Annotated in this window: 16 protein-coding genes; 10 read left to right on the top strand and 6 right to left on the bottom strand. The window is 64.6% G+C overall.

What is annotated here, in order from left to right; genetic code table 11:
* Nucleotides 1-14: 14 nt before the first annotated feature.
* A complete protein-coding gene (locus KUO17_RS04135; RefSeq protein WP_217973941.1) occupies nucleotides 15-341 on the top strand; it encodes a GlpM family protein in 327 nt (108 codons plus the stop codon).
* On the opposite strand, the gene KUO17_RS04140 is transcribed toward KUO17_RS04135, so the two are convergent.
* Nucleotides 338-1330, bottom strand: coding sequence for an alpha/beta fold hydrolase (locus KUO17_RS04140; protein ID WP_217973779.1), 993 nt, complete (start codon nucleotides 1328-1330; stop codon nucleotides 338-340). The two genes, KUO17_RS04135 and KUO17_RS04140, sit on opposite strands and share 4 nt — an antisense overlap.
* A gap of 216 nt (nucleotides 1331-1546) precedes the next feature.
* On the opposite strand from KUO17_RS04140, the gene metR reads away from it, so the two are divergent.
* Nucleotides 1547-2464 carry a transcriptional regulator MetR gene (gene metR / locus KUO17_RS04145; protein WP_217973781.1) on the top strand — a complete coding sequence of 306 codons (918 nt, stop codon included), beginning with the start codon at nucleotides 1547-1549 and terminating at the stop codon, nucleotides 2462-2464.
* A gap of 4 nt (nucleotides 2465-2468) precedes the next feature.
* Here metR and KUO17_RS04150 read toward each other — a convergent pair whose 3' ends face one another.
* Together KUO17_RS04150 and KUO17_RS04155 are read right to left on the bottom strand one after the other, a co-directional pair.
* Entirely contained in the window at nucleotides 2469-3107 is a 639-nt protein-coding gene (locus KUO17_RS04150; protein WP_217973782.1) for a LysE family translocator, read from the bottom strand.
* Nucleotides 3104-3511 carry an NUDIX hydrolase gene (locus KUO17_RS04155; RefSeq protein WP_217973784.1) on the bottom strand — a complete coding sequence of 136 codons (408 nt, stop codon included), beginning with the start codon at nucleotides 3509-3511 and terminating at the stop codon, nucleotides 3104-3106. Before KUO17_RS04155 ends, KUO17_RS04150 begins: the two co-directional genes overlap by 4 nt.
* 40 nt (nucleotides 3512-3551) lie before the next feature.
* Between KUO17_RS04155 and KUO17_RS04160 the strand changes: the two genes are divergently transcribed.
* The 5 genes from KUO17_RS04160 to KUO17_RS04180 all read left to right on the top strand — a co-directional run bounded on the left by KUO17_RS04160 (nucleotide 3552) and on the right by KUO17_RS04180 (nucleotide 10879).
* Nucleotides 3552-4277 (top strand): hypothetical protein, encoded by a 726-nt coding sequence (locus KUO17_RS04160; protein WP_217973785.1) that lies wholly within the window; start codon nucleotides 3552-3554, stop codon nucleotides 4275-4277.
* A 180-nt stretch (nucleotides 4278-4457) separates the two neighbouring features.
* Nucleotides 4458-6074, top strand: a complete 1617-nt coding sequence (locus KUO17_RS04165) for an FMN-binding glutamate synthase family protein (protein ID WP_217973787.1) — start codon at nucleotides 4458-4460, stop codon at nucleotides 6072-6074.
* A 139-nt stretch (nucleotides 6075-6213) separates the two neighbouring features.
* Entirely contained in the window at nucleotides 6214-9369 is a 3156-nt protein-coding gene (locus tag KUO17_RS04170) for a transglycosylase domain-containing protein (protein ID WP_217973789.1), read from the top strand.
* A 182-nt stretch (nucleotides 9370-9551) separates the two neighbouring features.
* Nucleotides 9552-10124, top strand: a complete 573-nt coding sequence (locus KUO17_RS04175; RefSeq protein ID WP_217973792.1) for a PadR family transcriptional regulator — start codon at nucleotides 9552-9554, stop codon at nucleotides 10122-10124.
* Complete coding sequence (locus KUO17_RS04180; protein ID WP_217973794.1) at nucleotides 10121-10879, top strand: siderophore-interacting protein; 759 nt, start codon at nucleotides 10121-10123, stop codon at nucleotides 10877-10879. Before KUO17_RS04175 ends, KUO17_RS04180 begins: the two co-directional genes overlap by 4 nt.
* A 10-nt stretch (nucleotides 10880-10889) precedes the next feature.
* Here KUO17_RS04180 and KUO17_RS04185 read toward each other — a convergent pair whose 3' ends face one another.
* Both KUO17_RS04185 and KUO17_RS04190 read right to left on the bottom strand, forming a co-directional pair.
* Nucleotides 10890-11549 carry a Pr6Pr family membrane protein gene (locus KUO17_RS04185; protein WP_217973796.1) on the bottom strand — a complete coding sequence of 220 codons (660 nt, stop codon included), beginning with the start codon at nucleotides 11547-11549 and terminating at the stop codon, nucleotides 10890-10892.
* A 4-nt stretch (nucleotides 11550-11553) separates the two neighbouring features.
* A complete protein-coding gene (locus KUO17_RS04190) occupies nucleotides 11554-11778 on the bottom strand; it encodes a VF530 family protein (protein ID WP_217973798.1) in 225 nt (74 codons plus the stop codon).
* Between the two features lie 196 nt (nucleotides 11779-11974).
* Here KUO17_RS04190 and KUO17_RS04195 point away from each other — a divergent pair, with 196 nt between their 5' ends.
* The 3 genes from KUO17_RS04195 (at nucleotide 11975) to KUO17_RS04205 (ending at nucleotide 18044) form a co-directional block, all read left to right on the top strand.
* Entirely contained in the window at nucleotides 11975-14035 is a 2061-nt protein-coding gene (locus KUO17_RS04195; RefSeq protein WP_217973800.1) for a TonB-dependent receptor, read from the top strand.
* Between the two features lie 201 nt (nucleotides 14036-14236).
* Nucleotides 14237-15589 (top strand): carbohydrate porin, encoded by a 1353-nt coding sequence (locus KUO17_RS04200; RefSeq protein ID WP_217973802.1) that lies wholly within the window; start codon nucleotides 14237-14239, stop codon nucleotides 15587-15589.
* Between the two features lie 46 nt (nucleotides 15590-15635).
* Nucleotides 15636-18044 (top strand): glucose/quinate/shikimate family membrane-bound PQQ-dependent dehydrogenase, encoded by a 2409-nt coding sequence (locus KUO17_RS04205; RefSeq protein ID WP_217973803.1) that lies wholly within the window; start codon nucleotides 15636-15638, stop codon nucleotides 18042-18044.
* 96 nt (nucleotides 18045-18140) lie between these two features.
* Here KUO17_RS04205 and KUO17_RS04210 read toward each other — a convergent pair whose 3' ends face one another.
* Nucleotides 18141-18590 carry a ubiquitin-conjugating enzyme E2 gene (locus tag KUO17_RS04210; protein ID WP_217973805.1) on the bottom strand — a complete coding sequence of 150 codons (450 nt, stop codon included), beginning with the start codon at nucleotides 18588-18590 and terminating at the stop codon, nucleotides 18141-18143.
* Between the last annotated feature and the right edge of the window lie 45 nt (nucleotides 18591-18635).

Here is an 18635-nt window from a genome sequence, read left to right on the forward strand (position 1 = left end):
GCTGCGTGGACCTGATACTCAAAGCCTGCCTGGGCGCCGCGGTGGTACTGATCCTCGCGGCCCTGGCCAAGACCCGCAACTACTACATCGCCGGGCTGGTGCCGCTGTTTCCGACCTTCGCCCTGATCGCCCACTACATCGTCGGTAAGGGCCGCACGCTGGAGGACCTGAAGACCACCATCCTGTTCGGCATGTGGTCGATCATCCCCTACTTCGTGTACCTGGCGGCGTTGTACGTGCTGGTCGACCGGCTGCGCCTGGAGCTGTCACTGGCGTTGGCCGCGCTCGCCTGGCTGGTGGCTGCGAGCGTGCTGGTCAGCGTGTGGGTGCGCCTGCACTAAAGCTGCGCCCAATGGCTGATGTCTTCGCGGTGCGCCGTCAGATACGGCAGCACCGCCGCCAGCAAGGGCGCCTTGAACGGCTCCTGAAAGCGATGCGCCAACCCTGGTATCAGGCGTAGCTGGCTGCCCTGGATATGCGCGGCCAGGTGCACCCCGTGCATCACCGGCAACAAGGGGTCGGCCGTGCCGTGCACCACCAGGGTTGGCACGCGCAGGCTGTTGAGCAGCGCGATACGGCTGGGCTCGGCGAGGATCGCCAGGATCTGGCGCTTGACCCCTTCGGGGTTGAAGGCGCGGTCGTAGGCGAGGGCCGCCTGGTGCAGCAGCGCCTGGCGGTCGTCCTGCACCTGCGGGCTGCCGAGTGCGGCCAGCAGGTCGGCCTGCTGCTCCAGCGCCACCGCGCGGTTGGGTGCACTGCGCCGCGCCAACTGCTGCACCAGTGCCGGTGCCGGTGCCGGCAGGCCCGATGCCCCGGAGCTGGACATGATCAGGGTCAGGCTCTCGACCCGCTCGGGGGCCATGGCCGCCAGGTGCTGGGCGATCATCCCGCCCATGCTCACCCCCAGCACGTGGAAGCGCCGCACCTGCAAGGCATCCATCAGGCCCAGCCCGTCACCGGCCATGTCGCCCAGGCTGTAAGGCGCCGAGACGGGCAAGCCGAGCTTGTAGCGCAGCGCCTCGAAGGTCAGGTTGGCGTCGGCCGGTGGCAGGTTCCAGCTCGACAGGCCGACGTCGCGATTGTCGTAGCGGATCACCCGAAAGCCTTGCTGGCACAGGGCGACCACCACCTCATCGGGCCAATGGATCAGTTGCCCGCCCAGGCCCATGACCAGCAGCAAGGCCGGGTCGCGGTCGCGGCCAATGCTCTGATAGGCAAGATTGACCGCGCCCACGCTGGCGTGTGCGGTGGGTACGTGGACGTCACAGCGTGGCGCCGCCAACGCAGAAAAGGCGCTGAGCAGCGCCACAAGAAACAAGAATGCCCGCATGAAAGAAACACCAGAATGCAAATCCCCAGTAAGGCGCAAGTCTGATGAACTTCATGCCGGCGCGCTGCCACAAAACGGTGACCGTTTGATGACAGCTGCCAGGCGGTCGCCCGGCGGCCTTGCCTGAAAGATGGCGCTCTTGTCGACAGGCAGAGCAACATGAGACAAACTCAATAAATTCGCGTTTATCTCCAATATCACTCATGGAGCACCCCGGTGCTGGAAATTCGTCACCTCAAGACCCTGCACGCCCTGCGTGAAGCCGACAGCCTGGTGGAAGCCGCCGAGCGCCTGCACCTGACCCAGTCGGCGCTGTCGCACCAGTTCAAGGAACTCGAAGAGCGCCTGGGCATGGCGCTGTTCACGCGCAAGACCAAGCCGATCCGCTTCACCAGTGCCGGCCTACGCCTGCTGCAACTGGCCGATGCCACCCTGCCGCTGCTGCGCGGTGCCGAGCGCGATATCGCGCGCCTGGCCGGTGGTACCGCGGGGCGCCTGCACATGGCCATCGAATGCCACAGCTGCTTCCAGTGGCTGATGCCGACCATCGACCAGTTCCGTGACGCCTGGCCGGAAGTGGAGCTGGACCTGGCCTCAGGCTTTGCCTTTGCGCCGCTGCCGGCCCTGGCCCGTGGCGACCTGGACCTGGTGGTGACCTCCGACCCGGTGGACCTGGCCGGTATCACCTACGTGCCGCTGTTCACCTATGAAGCCATGCTGGCAGTGGCCAACCAGCATGCGCTGGCGGGCAAGCCGTACATCGTGCCCCAGGACCTGGCAGCCGAAACCCTGATCACCTACCCGGTGGAGCGCGACCGCCTGGACATCTTCACACGGTTCCTGGAGCCGGCGGAGGTGGAGCCCGGCCAGGTACGCACCGCCGAGCTGACGGTGATGATGATGCAGCTGGTAGCCAGCGGGCGCGGGGTGTGCGGCATGCCGCACTGGGCACTGCACGAGTACAGCTCGCGCGGCTATGTGAAGGGCAAGCGCCTGGGCGAGAAAGGCCTGTTTGCCACGCTGTACGCTGCCGTGCGCACCGACATGCTTGATGCGCCGTACATGCGCGACTTTTTGCTCACCGCCAAGGACACCTCGTTCTCGACCCTCGATGGTGTCAGCGCGGTGCGCTGAAGCGTCAAGCCAGCTTGCGTTGTTCCTGGAGCAGGCGCAGCGCAAGGGCGGCCAGCACGAAGCCCATCACATAGCGTTGCAGCATCAGCCACAGCGGGTAGCGCACGAACCAGGCCGACAGGCCGGCGGCGAACACTGCGATCAGCAGGTTCACGATGAAGCTCACGCTGATCTGGGTCAGGCCCAGGGTCAGGCTCTGCGCCAGCACCGAGCCGTGTTCGGGCGAGATGAACTGCGGCAGCACCGAGAGGTAGAACACTGCCACCTTGGGGTTCAGCACACTGGTCAGAAAGCCCATCACCACCAGGCGAGCCGGCGAATCGGGGGGCAGTTCACGGGCCTGGAACGGCGAACGTGCACCGGGTTTGACCGCTTGCCAGGCCATCCACAGCAGGTAGCCGGCACCGGCCCAGCGCAGCAGGTCGTAGCCCAGCGGTACGGCCATGAACAGCGCGGTGAGGCCCACCGCGGCGGCTGTCATGTGCACCAGAAAGCCGCCGACCACGCCGATCAGCGAGGTGACACCGGCCATGCGGCCCTGGCAGATCGAGCGCGAGATCAGGTAGATCATGTTCGGCCCGGGGGTCAGTACCATCAACAGCGCGGCGCCGGTGAACAGCAGCCACTGGCTGAGCGGGATCATTGTGCCGTCCTTTGCAAGTGCAGGGGCAGGATCAGGTCGCGGGTCAGGGGGGCGAGTTCGAGGTGGTCGACGTGATGGGCGTCGACCCAGCAGGCTTCCTCGATTTCCGCTGCGGGTTCCAGCTCCAGATCGGTGTGCAGTTGAAACAGTTCGGCCTGCACCTCGAAGCCGGGCTCGTTGGCCGCCGGGGCGCTGAACTGGCCCAGGTACTGCGCCTGTTGCGTATCGATGCGCAGGCCGAGTTCTTCGAACAGTTCACGGGCCAGGGCGTCGACGGGTTGCTCGTGGGCTTCGATCTTGCCGCCAGGTTGCATGAACGCCAGGGTGCCGCGCTTGCGCACCAGCAGGGTACGGCCCTGGGCGTCGAGCAGGAGGGCGGCGGCGATGCGGATGGTTTTGCTCATGGTGGGGCGGCTCGTGGCGGTGAAGGCGGGGTAGGATCACATGCTGGCGTTGGGCTTTCAATCGCCATCAGATTACACGGCCGCACCTGTCATTTATATCAGCTATCAAAGCTGTATCTCTTTCAGCAAACTATTCATCGGACTGAAGCCTTACCGACCAACCTGTCGTTATGAGGAACAGATGATGACTATTAGCGCAGATGCAGTTCAAACAAACACATTTAGTGCGACGATGAGTGCAGACAATGCGCCAGTATGTTTTTCCTACTTCACTCTGGAAGAAAGCCTTGAAGCCTATCAAACCGGCGCGGGCAAGGTGCTGGTATTACCTAATGGGAGATTCGGCATTGCGCAACACTATACGTCGACACTTTTTGCCAACACGACGGAAGACATGAAGGTACCTTTCTACTTCAAGCGCCAGGCGAACGGAACGTATAAAATCATGTCTTCGGCAAAGGCCGCCTACTATAAAAAGTCGCTAGGATTGAGTAGAGCAATTACCGCAACTGATGGAGCAGGCGTAGAATTTACCGTAAAGTTTATTGATGACATAACATCCAAAAACCCCAGAATAAAGTTATACATCGGGAGCGACCTGATAAAAATTTTTTCCAAAAAAACGTACGCATCAGAATGGCATGGACACATCGGTGTCGATTACACACCTTTTGGAATAGGTGCATCGCGGGTATACGGCAGCGAGGCAGTGTTCCGATTGCACGATCTCCACTTGAATGCGCCTGAACCTCCATCACTGTTCTGAGAGTGGAGGCAAGCGAACTCAGGTATGGCAAACCTGAACGCAAGTGCCGGCACTGCGTGTGTCGGCTTGCCCATAAGAACAGCGTCATGATTGAAGGCGGCCACCCGGTCTCGACACCTTCACTGGCTTTCAAAACCCCATTCGATATAAGGTCTTGGATTGCCTGCACAAGGATCCCGCATGAGCCTGTCACTCCTCAGCCGTTACGCCTTCTTCGCCGCTTGCGTCGTGTTCACCCTGGCCAGCCTGCCGTTCCTGCACCACGACTGGCTGTGGCCGTTCGCCCTGGTCACCGGCCTGCTCAGCCTGCTGGGCCTGTTCGACCTGCTGCAAAGCCGCCACGCGGTACGCCGCAACTACCCGATCCTGGGCAACATCCGCTACCTGGTCGAAGGCATCCGCCCGGAAATCCGCCAGTACCTGCTTGAATCCGACAGCGACGCCCTGCCCTTCTCCCGCGCCCAGCGCTCGCTGGTGTACTCGCGCGCCAAGAACGAAACCGCCGACAAACCCTTCGGCACCCTGATCGACGTGTACCAGTCGGGCTTCGAGTTCATCGGCCACTCCATGCGCCCGGCACCGCTCAGCGACCCCGAGAGCTTTCGCGTGATCGTCGGCGGCCCGCAATGCAGCCAGCCGTACTCGGCCTCGGTATTCAACATCTCGGCCATGAGCTTCGGCTCGCTCAGCGCCAACGCGATCCGTGCACTGAACCAGGGCGCCAGGCTCGGCAACTTCGCCCACGACACCGGTGAAGGCAGCATCAGCCCCTACCACCGCGAACACGGCGGCGACCTGACCTGGGAGCTGGGCAGCGGCTACTTCGGCTGCCGCACCTCGGACGGGCGCTTCGACCCCGAGCGCTTCGCCGAGCAGGCACGCAACCCGCAGGTGCGCATGATCGAAATCAAGATGAGCCAGGGCGCCAAGCCCGGCCACGGCGGCATCCTGCCCAAGCACAAGGTCACCCAGGAAATCGCCGACACCCGCGGCATCCTGATGGGCGAAGACTGCATTTCGCCGTCGCGGCACAGCGCGTTTTCCACCCCCATCGAGCTGATGCAGTTCATTGCCCAGTTGCGCGAGCTGTCCGGCGGCAAGCCGGTGGGCTTCAAGTTCTGCCTGGGCCACCCGTGGGAGTTCATGGGCATTGCCAAGGCGATGCTGGAGACCGGCATCCTGCCCGACTTCATCGTGGTCGACGGCAAGGAAGGCGGCACCGGCGCGGCGCCGGTGGAGTTCACCGACCATATCGGCGTACCGCTGCGCGAGGGCCTGCTGTTCGTGCACAACACCCTGGTGGGGTTGAACCTGCGCGACAAGATCAAGCTGGGCGCCAGCGGCAAGATCGTCAGTGCGTTCGACATCGCCAGCGTGCTGGCCATCGGTGCGGATTGGGCCAACGCGGCGCGCGGCTTCATGTTTGCGATCGGCTGCATCCAGTCGCAGAGCTGCCACACCAACAAGTGCCCCACCGGCGTCGCCACCCAGGACGGTTTGCGTCAGCGCGCGCTGGTGGTGCCGGACAAGGCGCAGCGGGTGTTCAGCTTCCACCGCAACACGCTCAAGGCGCTGGCCGAGATGTTGGCGGCGGCCGGGCTGGATCATCCGTCGCAGCTGGAGGCCAAGCACCTGGTACGGCGCATGTCGGCGACCGAGATCAAGCTGTTCTCGCAACTGCATGTGTTCCTGAAGCCGGGCGAGTTGCTCACCGGCGAGGTGAATGGCGAGTTCTACTCACGGATGTGGCAGATGGCACGGGCGGACAGTTTCGAGCCCAACGCCGAAGCGGCGTAAAGGCCTGCGCCGGCAACGCCGCATGTTGCGGCCACGACTCAGGAAATAACCCACGACGTTCTACAAAATCTTCACCACCCTCGCCCAGCGTCTAAGCTTCAGGCAAGCGAGACGAACATACGCAGCCGGGCTGAACACTATGGGCGCACAGTGGCAAACGGAACCAAGCAAGACGCAAGCTCCCGCAGAACAACCGGATGACTCGGCTTTGCCAAAACGTTCCCGTCGGCGTTATGGATGGTGGGTATTGGGCCTGATCCTGCTGATCGGCCTGGTGTTGCTGGGGATGGCGGCCACCAATGAAATGCACACCTCGCGCCTGCAGTCGCGCGAGTTCAGCCAGTTCGCCGCGACCCTAAGCTACTCGATGCACAAGGGCCCCAGCGACGCCATCGTGTACCCGGGCGACGGCCCATTCGACAAGCGCCTGGGCTACAGCGCGATGGGCGAATTTCTGCCGCGCCTGTTCAAGCGTGATTATGTGATCGTGGAACAGGCACGCTTCTCGCCGGCCTTGATGAACTATGTCGATCGCGGCTTTTTCGTGCCCTATGCCGAAAAGATCCAGGCCGGCCTGTCAATCACCGACTGCAAGGGCGACGCGCTCTACCAATTCCACTACCCGCAGCACCTGTACCCCGATTTCGCCGCGATCCCGCCGGTGATCGTGCACAGCCTGCTGTTCATCGAGAACCGCGACCTGCTCGACCCCAACGACCCGCGCGGCAACCCCGCCGTAGACTGGCCGCGCTTCGCCATGGCGGCCTACAGCCAGATCGCCAAGTACCTTGCCCTGCCCGGCCAGTCGGCCGGCGGCAGCACCCTGGCCACGCAGTTGGAGAAGTACCGCCACTCCCCCGATGGCCTCACGGTGTCGGGCAGCGAGAAGATCCGCCAGATGATTTCGGCCAGCGTGCGCGCCTATCAGGACGGCCCGCAGACCCTGCAGGCACGCCAGCGCATCGTGCGCGACTACCTCAACAGCGTGCCACTCTCGGCCGTGCCCGGGCACGGCGAAGTGCATGGCATGGCCGAAGGCTTGCGGGTGTGGTACGGCGCAGACTTTGCGCAGGTCAACCAGACCCTGGCAGGCACTGACAACGACCCCGCCAGCCTCGCCGCACGCGGCCTGGCACTGCGCCAGGTGCTGTCACTGATGATCGCCCAGCGCCGCCCTTCGCACTTCCTGTCCAGGGGGCGTGCAGAGCTTGCCGAGCTGACTGACAGCCATGTGCGCCTGCTGGCCGCCAACAACATCATCGACCGCTCGCTGGCCGACGCCGCACTGGCCAGCAAGGTGGTGTTTCGCGATTGGGTGGCGCAGCCGACCATCGTGCCGATCGTCACCAACAAGGGCATCAGCGTGGCACGCAGCCGGTTGTCGTCGGCGCTGGGACGGCCGCTGTACGACCTCGACCGCCTGGACCTGTCGGCCACCAGCACCTTGCAGGCCGACCTGCAGGGCCAGGTCAGCCAATACCTGAAGAACCTGGCCGACCCCGCGTTCGCAGAAAAGATGGGCTTGTTCGGCGAGCGCCTGCTGACCCCCACCAGCACCACCCAGGTGCGCTACAGCTTCACCCTGCTCGAGCGCACGGCCGACGGTTCGCGGGTGCGCGTGCAGACCGACAGCACCGACCAGCCGTTCGACATCAACGAAGGCAGCAAGCTGGAGCTGGGCTCCACCGCCAAGTTGCGGGTGCTGACCCAGTACCTGGAAATCATCTCCGAGCTGCACGACAAGTACGCCGGCATGTCCAACGCACAACTCAAGCAGGTCGAGGTGGCCGACACCGACTTCATCACCCGCTGGGCGCTGGACTACCTGGCCCAGAACAAGGACCGCAACATCACCGCGATGCTCGACGCGGCGCTGGAGCGCAAGTACTCGGCCAGCCCCGGCGAAGCCTTCTTCACCGGCGGCGGCATGCACGTGTTCAACAACTTTCGCAAGGAAGACAACGGCCGCCTGCCGACCCTCAAGGACTCGCTGCGCGAGTCGATCAACCTGCCGTTCATTCGCCTGATGCGCGACCTGGTGCGCTACAGCACCTACCAGGCGCCGGGCAACAGCGGCAAGCTGCTCAAGGACGATGCCGAACCGCGCCGCCAGGAATACCTGGCCCGCTTTGCCGACCGCGAAGGCACCGACTTCATGCGCCGGTTCTGGAAGAAGTACCAGCGCAAGACGTCCCAGGAGCGCCTCGATACCTTCCTCGACAGCCTGCGGGTGACGCCCATCCGGCTGGCGGCGGTGCACCGCTATCTGTTCCCCGAGGCGGACCAGGCCACGTTCAATGCCTTCGTGCGGGCACATGCCAAACCTGACCCCGGCGCGCCCAAGCGCCCGCCGCTGAAAAAGGACCTGCTCACCGACAAGCGCCTTGAAGACCTGTACAAGGCCTATGGGCCCGGCACCTACGACCTGCCCGACCAGGGCTATATCGCCAAGGTGCACCCGCTGGACCTGTGGCTGCTGGGCTACCTGCTCAAGCACCCTACCGCAAGCTTCAAGGATGCGGTGCTGGCCAGCCATTTCGAGCGTCAGGAGGTCTACAGCTGGCTGTTCAAGAGCCGGCACAAGGGCGCCCGTGACAGCCGCATCCGCACCATGGTCGAGATCGAGGCATTTCTCGATATCCATCAACGCTGGAAGCGCGTCGGCTATCCGTTCGACCACCTGGTGCCATCGCTGGCCACCGCCATCGGCAGCTCGGGCGACCGCCCCGCGGCGCTGGCCGAGCTGGTGGGGATCATCCAGAACGACGGCGTGCGCCTGCCGGTGCTGCGCATCGATACCCTGCATTTTGCCGCCGACACGCCGTACGAAACCCGCCTGGCCGGTGACCCGGACCGCGGCGAGCGGGTGCTCTCGGTGGAAGTGGCGCGGGCCCTGCGCGGGGCCATGTCGCAGGTGGTGGATGCAGGTACCGCGCGGCGCGTGTCGGGCAGTTTCAAGCTCGACGATGGCACGGTACTGGTGATGGGCGGCAAGACCGGTACGGGGGACAACCGTATCGAAAGCTTTGGCGCCGGCGGGCGGTTGATCGGATCGCGCTCGCTGAACCGTACCGCCACGTTCGTGTTCTTCCTGGGGGACAATCACTTCGGCACCTTGACCGCGTTCGTACCCGGGCGTGCGGCCGAAGCGTTCAAGTTCACCTCGGCGTTGCCGGTGCAGGTGCTCAAGGGCATGGCGCCGATCCTGATGCCGTACCTGCAACCGGGGGGCAATACCCTGTGCACGCCGCCACTGGTAGCAGTTGGGCCGGCGGGCAGCGTGCCAAAACCCTGAGGCCCCCTTCGCTGGCAAGCCAGCTCCCACAGGGTTTTGTGAACACCGCAGAACCTTGTGGGAGCTGGCTTGCCAGCGAAGGGATCACCCAAATGCGAAAAATAATCATCTCCATGCCTTGCACTAAGATATATCTTGAGTAATATCTTTAGATACATCGAAACATAGGCAGGAGAGATTCCATGCGCGACCATCATCCCCCCCACCGCGATGCCGGCGATCGCCACGACGGCTTCGAGCGCCGTGGCGGCCGTGAACGCGGCGACCGCGGCCCACGGGTTTTCGCCCCCGGCGACCTCAAGCTGTTGCTGCTGGCCATGCTGGCGGAAAAACCGGGCCATGGTTACGACCTGATCCGCCAGATCGAGGCCCAGTTCGACGGCGGTTACAGCCCAAGCCCCGGCGTGATCTACCCGACCCTGACCTTCCTCGAGGAAAGCGAGCTGATCGTCGGTCAGACCCACGGCAGCAAGAAGCTCTACAGCGCCACCGACGCCGGGCGCCAGGCCCTGCTCGACCAGGCCATCGCCCTGGACGGCGTGCGCACCCGCATCGAAGTGAGCAAGCGCTCGCTGCGCGTGCACGATCGCCCACCTGAAATCCACGAAGCCGTCCACAACCTGCGCCATGCCCTGCAAATGCACGCCGGGCGCTGGAACCCGGCAGAAATCGAGCGCGTGCGCACCCTGCTCAACGACACCGCAAAAGCCATCGTGGCCGGCCCCGCAACGCCCACACAGGAGCAACCCGAATGACCGATACCTCAACCATTCACCGCGTCAACCACGAGATCAAGCGCCGCCGCCTGCAGGTGCTGCGCGTTGCCGACCTGACCCCGCGCATGCGCCGTATCACCCTCGGCGGGGCCGAGCTGCAGGGTTTTGCCAGCGTGGGAACGGATGATCACGTGAAACTGCTGTTCGCCTGCTCGCCCGAAGAACAGGCCGCACTGGACAACCCCGGCACCAGCGACGTGCGCCCGACCCTGCGCGAGTACACCCCACGGCGCATCGACCTTGCCGCCGGCGAGCTGGACCTGGACTTCGTGCTGCACGGTGACGGCCCTGCCTCCACCTGGGCGGCGCAGGCCGCGCCCGGCCAGTTCCTGCATATCGCCGGGCCGCGCGCCTCGCTGGTGGTGCCGGATATCTTCGACAGCTACCTGCTGATCGGCGACGAAACCGCGATCCCGGCGATCGGTCGTCGCCTGGAAGAGCTGCCAGCCGGTCGCCGTGTGCTGGCGGTGATTGAAATCGAGGATGACCACGAGCGACAGCCACTGGTCAGCGCTGCGCAGGTCGAGGTGATCTGGGTGCATCGCGGCCAGCAGGACATCCTGCAGGTGATTCGTGACCTGAGCCTGCCACAAGGCCAGCTGTACGCCTGGGTAGCGCTCGAAAAAGCCCTGACGCGCAAGACCAAGCGCCTGCTGCTGGAAGAGAAAGGCGTGAACGAGGCGTACCTCAAGGCCGCCGCCTACTGGCGCCTGGACCCGCACGACGAGGACTGATCGACGGCCCTCAGGGTTGTGCCCTGGCCTGTGCCAGGCGCCGACCCTGCCAGCGATCCAGGCCGATCAGCACCAGGGCCACCAGAATGAACCCGCACAGCATCAGCAGCGCGTTGAGCACCACCTGCGCATACCCCAGGCTGGCCACGTCGATGAACGGATAGGGGTAGAAGCCGATGCCTTCGCCACGCCCCAGCGCATAGATGAAATACCCCAGCGGGTAGAGCAGCCAGCCCAGCAGGTGCTTCAGACGCAGCTGCCCCTTGGGCACGCAGCACCACCAGTACAGCGCATACAGCAGCGGCATCACATCGTGCAGCAACTCGTCAGCCAGCCATTGCCAGCCCTGCGGCTGCCACAGGTGGCGCAGCAACAGGCTGTACGCCAACGCCACGAACACGATACTCACGGCCACCCCGGAACTGACCCAGGGTGACAACCACCAGCGCCGCCACGTCGACTCGCGGCCGAACGCGGCCTGCGTCAGTACCGTAGCCACCAGCGTATTGCTCAGTACCGTGAAGTAGCTGAACAGGTTGACCAGCCCGCCCAGCAGGCTGGCCTGCTCCTGCCAGCGTGCCAGCAGCACCAGGTACAACTGGACCCCAAGCGCCACCCAGCCCAGCACCGCAGCCAGGCCGATCGCCACGCCTCGGGCAGCCAGAGGCATGGGCTCAGCGCCGACCGCGTTGCAGCTTCAGGTACAGACGCTCGACCTTTTCCCGTGCCCAGGGCGTCTTGCGCAGGAACGTCAGGCTCGACTTGATGCTCGGGTCGCTCTTGAAGCAGCGGATGTCGATACGCTGCGCCAGCCCTTCCCACTCATAGTGCTGCACCAGCGCAGTGAGGATCTGTTCCAGGGTCACGCCATGCAGCGGATTGTTGTTAGCGGCAGTCATGCCAGTGCTCCAGCCAGACAAAGGTGCGCACCTTAGCCCAGGTGCGACGGCGCGTCTGCACCTTGTGCAGGGTTTCTCGATCAGGGGCGCCTGAGGTGATTCTAGTGACTGGCAAAGCACTGGCCAGCAGCCTGGCATTTATTGTTTTGCGGTAATGTTATATTGTAACTAAAACGATAACTGCCAAGGACCCTCCATGCGTCACCTGCCGCTTCACCTCTCCCCGCTCGCCGCCGCCCTGTGGCTTGCGTCCCTGCCCAGCCATGCCGTCGAACTGCAACCGCAGATGGTCACCGCCAACCCCTTGGGCAACACCCAACTGGCTGCGCCCGGCAGCGTGCTCGAAGGCGACGCGCTGACCTTGCAACAACAGGGCAGCCTGGGCGAAACCCTGAACAGGCAACCCGGTGTGGCGTCCACCTGGTTCGGCCCCGGCGCCAGCCGCCCGGTGATCCGTGGCCTGGATGGCGATCGCATTCGCATCCTGCGCAACGGCGTCGGTGCGCTGGATGCCTCGTCGCTGTCCTATGATCACGCCGTGCCGCTGGACCCGGTGAACGTCGAACGGGTCGAGATCGTGCGCGGCCCGGCCGCCCTGCTCTACGGCGGCAACGCGATTGGCGGGGTGGTCAACACCTTCGACAACCGCATCCCGGATGCGCCGGTCGAAGGCATTCACGGCGCCGGCGAGCTGCGCTATGGCGGCGCCGCCACCACCCGCAGCAGCGCCGGCAAGCTGGAGGCTGGCGATGGCCGCTTCGCCCTGCACCTGGACGCCAACAGCCGCCAGTTCAACGACCTGCGCATTCCCGGCTATGCCCGCAGCGCCAAGGTGCGCGACGCCGATGAACCCGGCAGCAAGCACCGCCTGGAGAACAGCGACGGGCGCCAGGACGGCGGCGCGCTTGGCGGCTCGTACAACTGGGACCACGGCTACGCGGGCCTGTCCTACAGCCGTTACGATGCCAACTACGGGTCGGTGGCCGAACCGGGCGTACGCCTGGCCATGGAGCAGGACCACTATGGCTTCGCCTCCGAACTGCGCGACCTGGATGGCCCGTTCAGTTCACTCAAGTTCGACGCCGGCTACACCGACTACCAGCACCAGGAACGGGAGGGTGGCGAGGTGCATACCACCTTCAAGAACAAGGGCTACGAAGCGCGCGTCGAAGCCCGGCATCAACCGCTGGGGCCGATCGAAGGCGTGATCGGCGCGCAGGTCAGCCGCAACGAATTTTCCGCGCTGGGTGAAGAAGCCTTTGTCCCGCAGACCGATACCGACAGCCTGGCGCTGTTCGTGCTGGAGCAGTGGCAGGCCAGCGAGCGCCTGGCCCTGAGCCTGGGCGCACGGCTGGAACACACCCGGGTGAACCCCGACAGCCAGGGCAGCGAGCGCTTCGCCCAGGCCGACAGCGCCAGCAGCTTCACTGCTGCCAGCCTGTCCTCGGGCGCGGTCTATCAACTCACGCCGGTCTGGTCGCTGGCTGCAAGCCTGGGCTACACCGAGCGCGCGCCGACGTTCTACGAGCTGTACGCCAACGGTGCCCACGTCGCCACCGGCACCTATGAGGTGGGTGACCCTGGCCTGTCGAAGGAGAAGGCGGTGTCCAGCGACCTGGCCCTGCGCTTTGACAATGGCACGCACAAAGGCAGCGTCGGGGTGTTCTACAGCCACTTCAGCAATTACATCGGCCTGCTGGCCAGCGGCAACCTGCGCGAAGGCCATGACCATGACCATGACCATGACCATGACCATGACGACGATCACGACCATGATCACGACCATGCCGATGTACCCGAGTACCTCTATCGCGGCGTGCGGGCGCGCTTCTACGGCGTCGAAGCCCAGGATCGCTGGCAACTGCTGGAAAACGCCTACGGCAGCTTTGCCCTGGAACTGTCGGGCGACTACACCCGCGCCAAAAACCTCGACACCGGTGAAGACCTGCCACGCATCGCGCCGCTGCGCCTGAACAGTGGCCTGGCCTGGAACCTGGAGCGCTGGCAGGCACGCCTGGACGTGCAGCATGCCAGCAGCCAGCACCGCAAGCCGGCCACCGACACCAGTACCGCAGGCTACACCACCCTGGGCGCCAGCGTGGGCTATCGCTTCGATGTCGGCCAGAGTGAATGGCTGGCCTTCGTGCGCGGCGAGAACCTCACCGACCAGACGGTGCGTTACGCCAGTTCGATCCTGCGCGACATTGCCCCGGCACCCGGCCGTAGCGTTGAAGTAGGCCTGCGCACTACCTTCTGACATATCACCGTTGTCGGATTGTTACTCATCCGGCAACGGTGACTCTTGCTGATTTGGCTTTTTTTCCTGCAAGTTCGCCTATATCCTCCCCGCCTCAAGCTGAAACGCTTCATCTACTTGATGACATTGATTTTTTCCCGACGATGCCTGCACGTCGGGTTATTTGCCGTTTTTCCAACAAACAAAAGATAGCGCTATCTCATGCCTTTTTTTCATCGTTTCCGCCCTGCCGCCGCGACCTTCCTGAGCAGCCTGGCAGCCAGCACGCTGGCCTGTTCGGTACAGGCCACCCCTCTGTTCGACGGTGACTCACCCTGGATGCTCGGCGACTGGGGAGGCACACGCACGGCGCTTGCCGAACGCGGCTACGACTTCACCCTGGGTTATACCGGGGAGATGGGCAGCAACCTGCACGGTGGCCATGACCACAGCAGCACCGCGCGCTACAGCGACCAGTTCACCCTGGGCAGCCACCTGGACCTGGAAAAGCTGCTCGGCTGGCACGCCGCCGAGTTCCAGTTGACCGTCACCGAGCGTCACGGCAACAACATCAGCAACGACCGCATCAACGACCCGCGGGTCGGCGGCTTCACCTCGGCCCAGGAAGTCTGGGGCCGCGGCCAGACCTGGCGGTTGACGCAACTGTGGGTCAAGCAGCAGTACTTCGACGGCGACCTGGACGTGAAAGTCGGTCGTTTCGGCCAGGGCGAGGACTTCAACAGCTTCCCCTGCGACTTCCAGAACCTGGCCTTCTGTGGCTCGCAGGTGGGCAACTGGGCCGGCAGCATCTGGTACAACTGGCCGGTCAGCCAGTGGGCGCTGCGCGTCAAGTACAACCTGAACCCTGAACTCTACGTGCAGGTCGGTGCCTTTGAGCAGAACCCCTCCAACCTGGAACGCCAGAACGGCTTCAAGCTCAGCGGCAGCGGCACCCAGGGCGCGGTGTTGCCGCTCGAACTGGTGTGGAGCCCGGCGATCGATGGCCTCAAAGGGGAATATCGCGCCGGTTACTACTACAGTAGTGCCAAGGCACAAGATGTTTACAAGGACCACGACGGCCACCCGGCGGCCCTCAGCGGCCAGGACTACCGCAGCAGCTCGAGCAAGCACGGGTTCTGGCTGGGAGCGCAGCAGCAGGTGACGTCGCAGGCCAGCGACCACTCCCGTGGCCTGAGCGTTTTCGCCAATGCCACGCTGCACGACAAGAAGACCAATGCCATCGACAACTATGTTCAGGCAGGTGTGGTGTACAAGGGGCCGTTCGATGCCCGCGCCAAGGACGATATCGGCTTCGCCCTGGCCCGCGTGCACGTCAACCCGGCCTATCGCAAGAACGCCCAGGCGAGCAACCGCGCCGCCGGCCTCCAGGACTACGACAACCCCGCCTTCCTGCCCGTCCAGGACACCGAGTACAGCGCCGAGCTGTATTACGGCATCCACCTGGCGCAGTGGCTGACCGTGCGCCCCAACCTGCAGTACATCCGCCATCCGGGCGGTGTCGGTCAGGTGGACGACGCGCTGATCGGCGGGCTCAAGATCCAGAGCACTTTCTGACCGGGCCGCATGGCTCGACCCCTTTGAACCTAACGGAGAACACACGATGAGCACTGATGGTGCCTTGAGTAGAACCCGCTGGCTGCCGAGACTGCTCGGCGTGCTGCTGTTGCTGATGGGGCTGGCGTTGCTGGCCGGTGGTATCAAGCTGAGCCAGCTTGGCGGCTCGCTGTATTACCTGATTGCCGGTATCGGCTTTGCCCTGTGCGGCCTTCTGCTGCTGGCGCTGCGCCGCAATGCGCTGGGCCTGTACGGCCTGGTGTTGCTGGGCAGCACCCTGTGGGCACTGTGGGAAGTGGGCCTGGACTGGTGGCAACTGGTGCCACGCCTGGCCCTCTGGTTCGCCCTGGGCGTGGTGCTGTTGCTGCCGTGGGCACGCCGCCCGCTGCGTGGCCAGCCCGGCCTGGTGAACAGCGGCCTGCTGAGCCTGGCCGTGGTGCTCTCGGGTGCCACCGCCATCGCCAGCCAGTTCACCCACCCCGGTGAGATCAAGGGCCAGCTGGGCCGTGACGGCAGCGAAATGAGCAGCACCGCGCCGGACATGCCCGACGGTGAATGGCAGGCCTATGGCCGCACCGAATTCGGTGACCGCTACTCGCCGCTGCGCCAGATCACCCCGCACAACGTGCACAAGCTTGAAGAGGCCTGGCGCATCCGCACCGGTGACCTGCCCACCGACAACGACCCGGTCGAGCTGACCAACCAGAACACCCCGCTCAAGGTCAACGGCAAGCTCTATGCCTGCACCGCGCACAGCAAGGTGCTGGCGCTGGACCCGGACACCGGCGCGGAAATCTGGCGTTTCGACCCGCAGATCAAGAGCCCGGTGGGCTTCAAGGGCTTCGCCCACATGACCTGCCGTGGCGTGTCGTACTACGACGAAAACAGCTACGTGAACAAGGACGGCGCCCCGGCACCGAAGATCTCCGAAGCCGGCCAGGCCGTGGTGCGCAGTTGCCCGCGGCGCCTGTATCTGCCCACCGCCGATGCACGCCTGATCGCACTCAATGCCGACACCGGCAAGGTCTGCGAGGGCTTCGGCAACCAGGGCGTGATCGACCTGACCACCGGCATCGGCCCGTTCACCGCCGGCGGCTACTACTCCACCTCGCCAGCGGCGATCACCCGTGAGCTGGTGATCATCGGCGGCCACGTCACCGACAACGAGTCGACCAACGAGCCGTCGGGCGTGATCCGTGCCTACGACGTGCACGACGGGCGCCTGGTGTGGAACTGGGACAGCAACAACCCGGACGACACCACGCCGCTGGCCCCGGGCAAGACCTACAGCCGCAACTCGGCGAACATGTGGTCACTGGCCAGTGTCGACGAGAAGCTGGGCATGGTGTTCCTGCCACTGGGCAACCAGACCCCCGACCAGTGGGGTGCCGACCGCACGCCGGGCGCCGAGAAGTTCAGCGCCGGTATCGTGGCCCTGGACCTGGCCACCGGCAAGGTGCGCTGGAACTACCAGTTCACCCACCATGACCTGTGGGACATGGACGTCGGCAGCCAGCCGACGCTGCTCGACCTGAAGACCGCCGATGGCGTGAAGCCTGCGCTGATCGCACCGACCAAGCAGGGCAGCCTGTACGTGCTGGACCGTCGCGACGGTAGCGCGATCGTGCCGATCCGCGAGATCCCGGTACCGCAGGGCGCGGTCAAGGGTGACCACACCGCACCGACCCAGGCCCGCTCCGACCTCAACCTGCTGGGCCCGGACCTGACCGAGGCGGCCATGTGGGGCGCCAGCCCGTTCGACCAGATGCTGTGCCGCATCCAGTTCCGCGAGCTGCGCTACGAAGGCCAGTACACCCCGCCGTCCGAGCAGGGCAGCCTGATCTACCCGGGTAACGTGGGCGTGTTCAACTGGGGCGGCGTCTCGGTCGACCCGGTGCGCCAGATGCTCTTCACCAGCCCCAACTACATGGCGTTCGTGTCCAAGATGGTGCCGCGTGCCGAGGTGGCCGAGGGCAGCAAGCGCGAAAGCGAGACCAGCGGCGTGCAACCCAACACCGGCGCGCCGTACGCGGTGATCATGCACCCGTTCATGTCGCCGCTGGGCGTACCGTGCCAGGCCCCGGCCTGGGGCTATGTGGCCGGTATCGACCTGACCACCAACAAGGTGGTGTGGAAGCACAAGAACGGCACCAGCCGTGACAGCTCGCCGATTCCGATCGGCCTGCCGATCGGTGTGCCGAGCATGGGCGGTTCGATCGTGACCGCCGGGGGCCTGGGTTTCCTCAGCGGCACCCTGGACCAGTACCTGCGTGCGTATGACGTGAATACCGGCGAAGAGCTGTGGAAATCGCGCCTGCCGGCCGGTGGCCAGGCAACGCCGATGACCTACACGGGCAAGGATGGCCAGCAGTACGTGCTGGTGACCGCCGGCGGGCATGGCTCGCTGGGCACCAGGATGGGCGACTACGTGATCGCCTACAAACTGACGCAGTGATCGGCCGGTAGCCAGGCCCTTCGCGGGTCAATCCCGCTCCCACAGGCACAGCAGTGACGTTGTGGGAGCGGGCATGACCGGCGATGGCGCCAGCGGCTACTGCGCGTACCGTTCAGTCCACGCCCTGGCAATTTTGAAATACCCCGCCCGATCACGCACGTACTGATCGGCAACTTCCCGCATCAGCGCACCTTCCGGTTCCGGCTCCAACAGTAATGCCGAAAGGCTCAGCAGCAGCTTGGACACCGTCAATGCGGGCGACCAGTTGTCGTGCAGGATATCCAGCCCAATTGAACCGTCGGCACCCACGTTCGGATGATAGATCCGCGTGGCAAACGTCACCGCAGGCGGTGAAACGGGATAATCCACAGGAAAGTGCACCCTCAGAAAAAACACCCCACCCTCGTACGGGCTGCGCTCCGGGCCCATCATCGCCGCGCGCCACAGGTACGGATCGTCCCCCTCCGGCCCCGCACTGCAATTGGCGGGCGGATCCTTCTGCAGGTCCACCAGTTCCTTGTTGATCCTTTTCAACGCTTCGGCCATCGCACTCTCCCCGACGTGATCACAGCCGTCACAAATATCAGGTCC

The sequence above is a fragment of the Pseudomonas aegrilactucae genome, assembly GCF_019168305.1.
In the GTDB taxonomy this organism is placed as follows: domain Bacteria; phylum Pseudomonadota; class Gammaproteobacteria; order Pseudomonadales; family Pseudomonadaceae; genus Aquipseudomonas; species Aquipseudomonas aegrilactucae.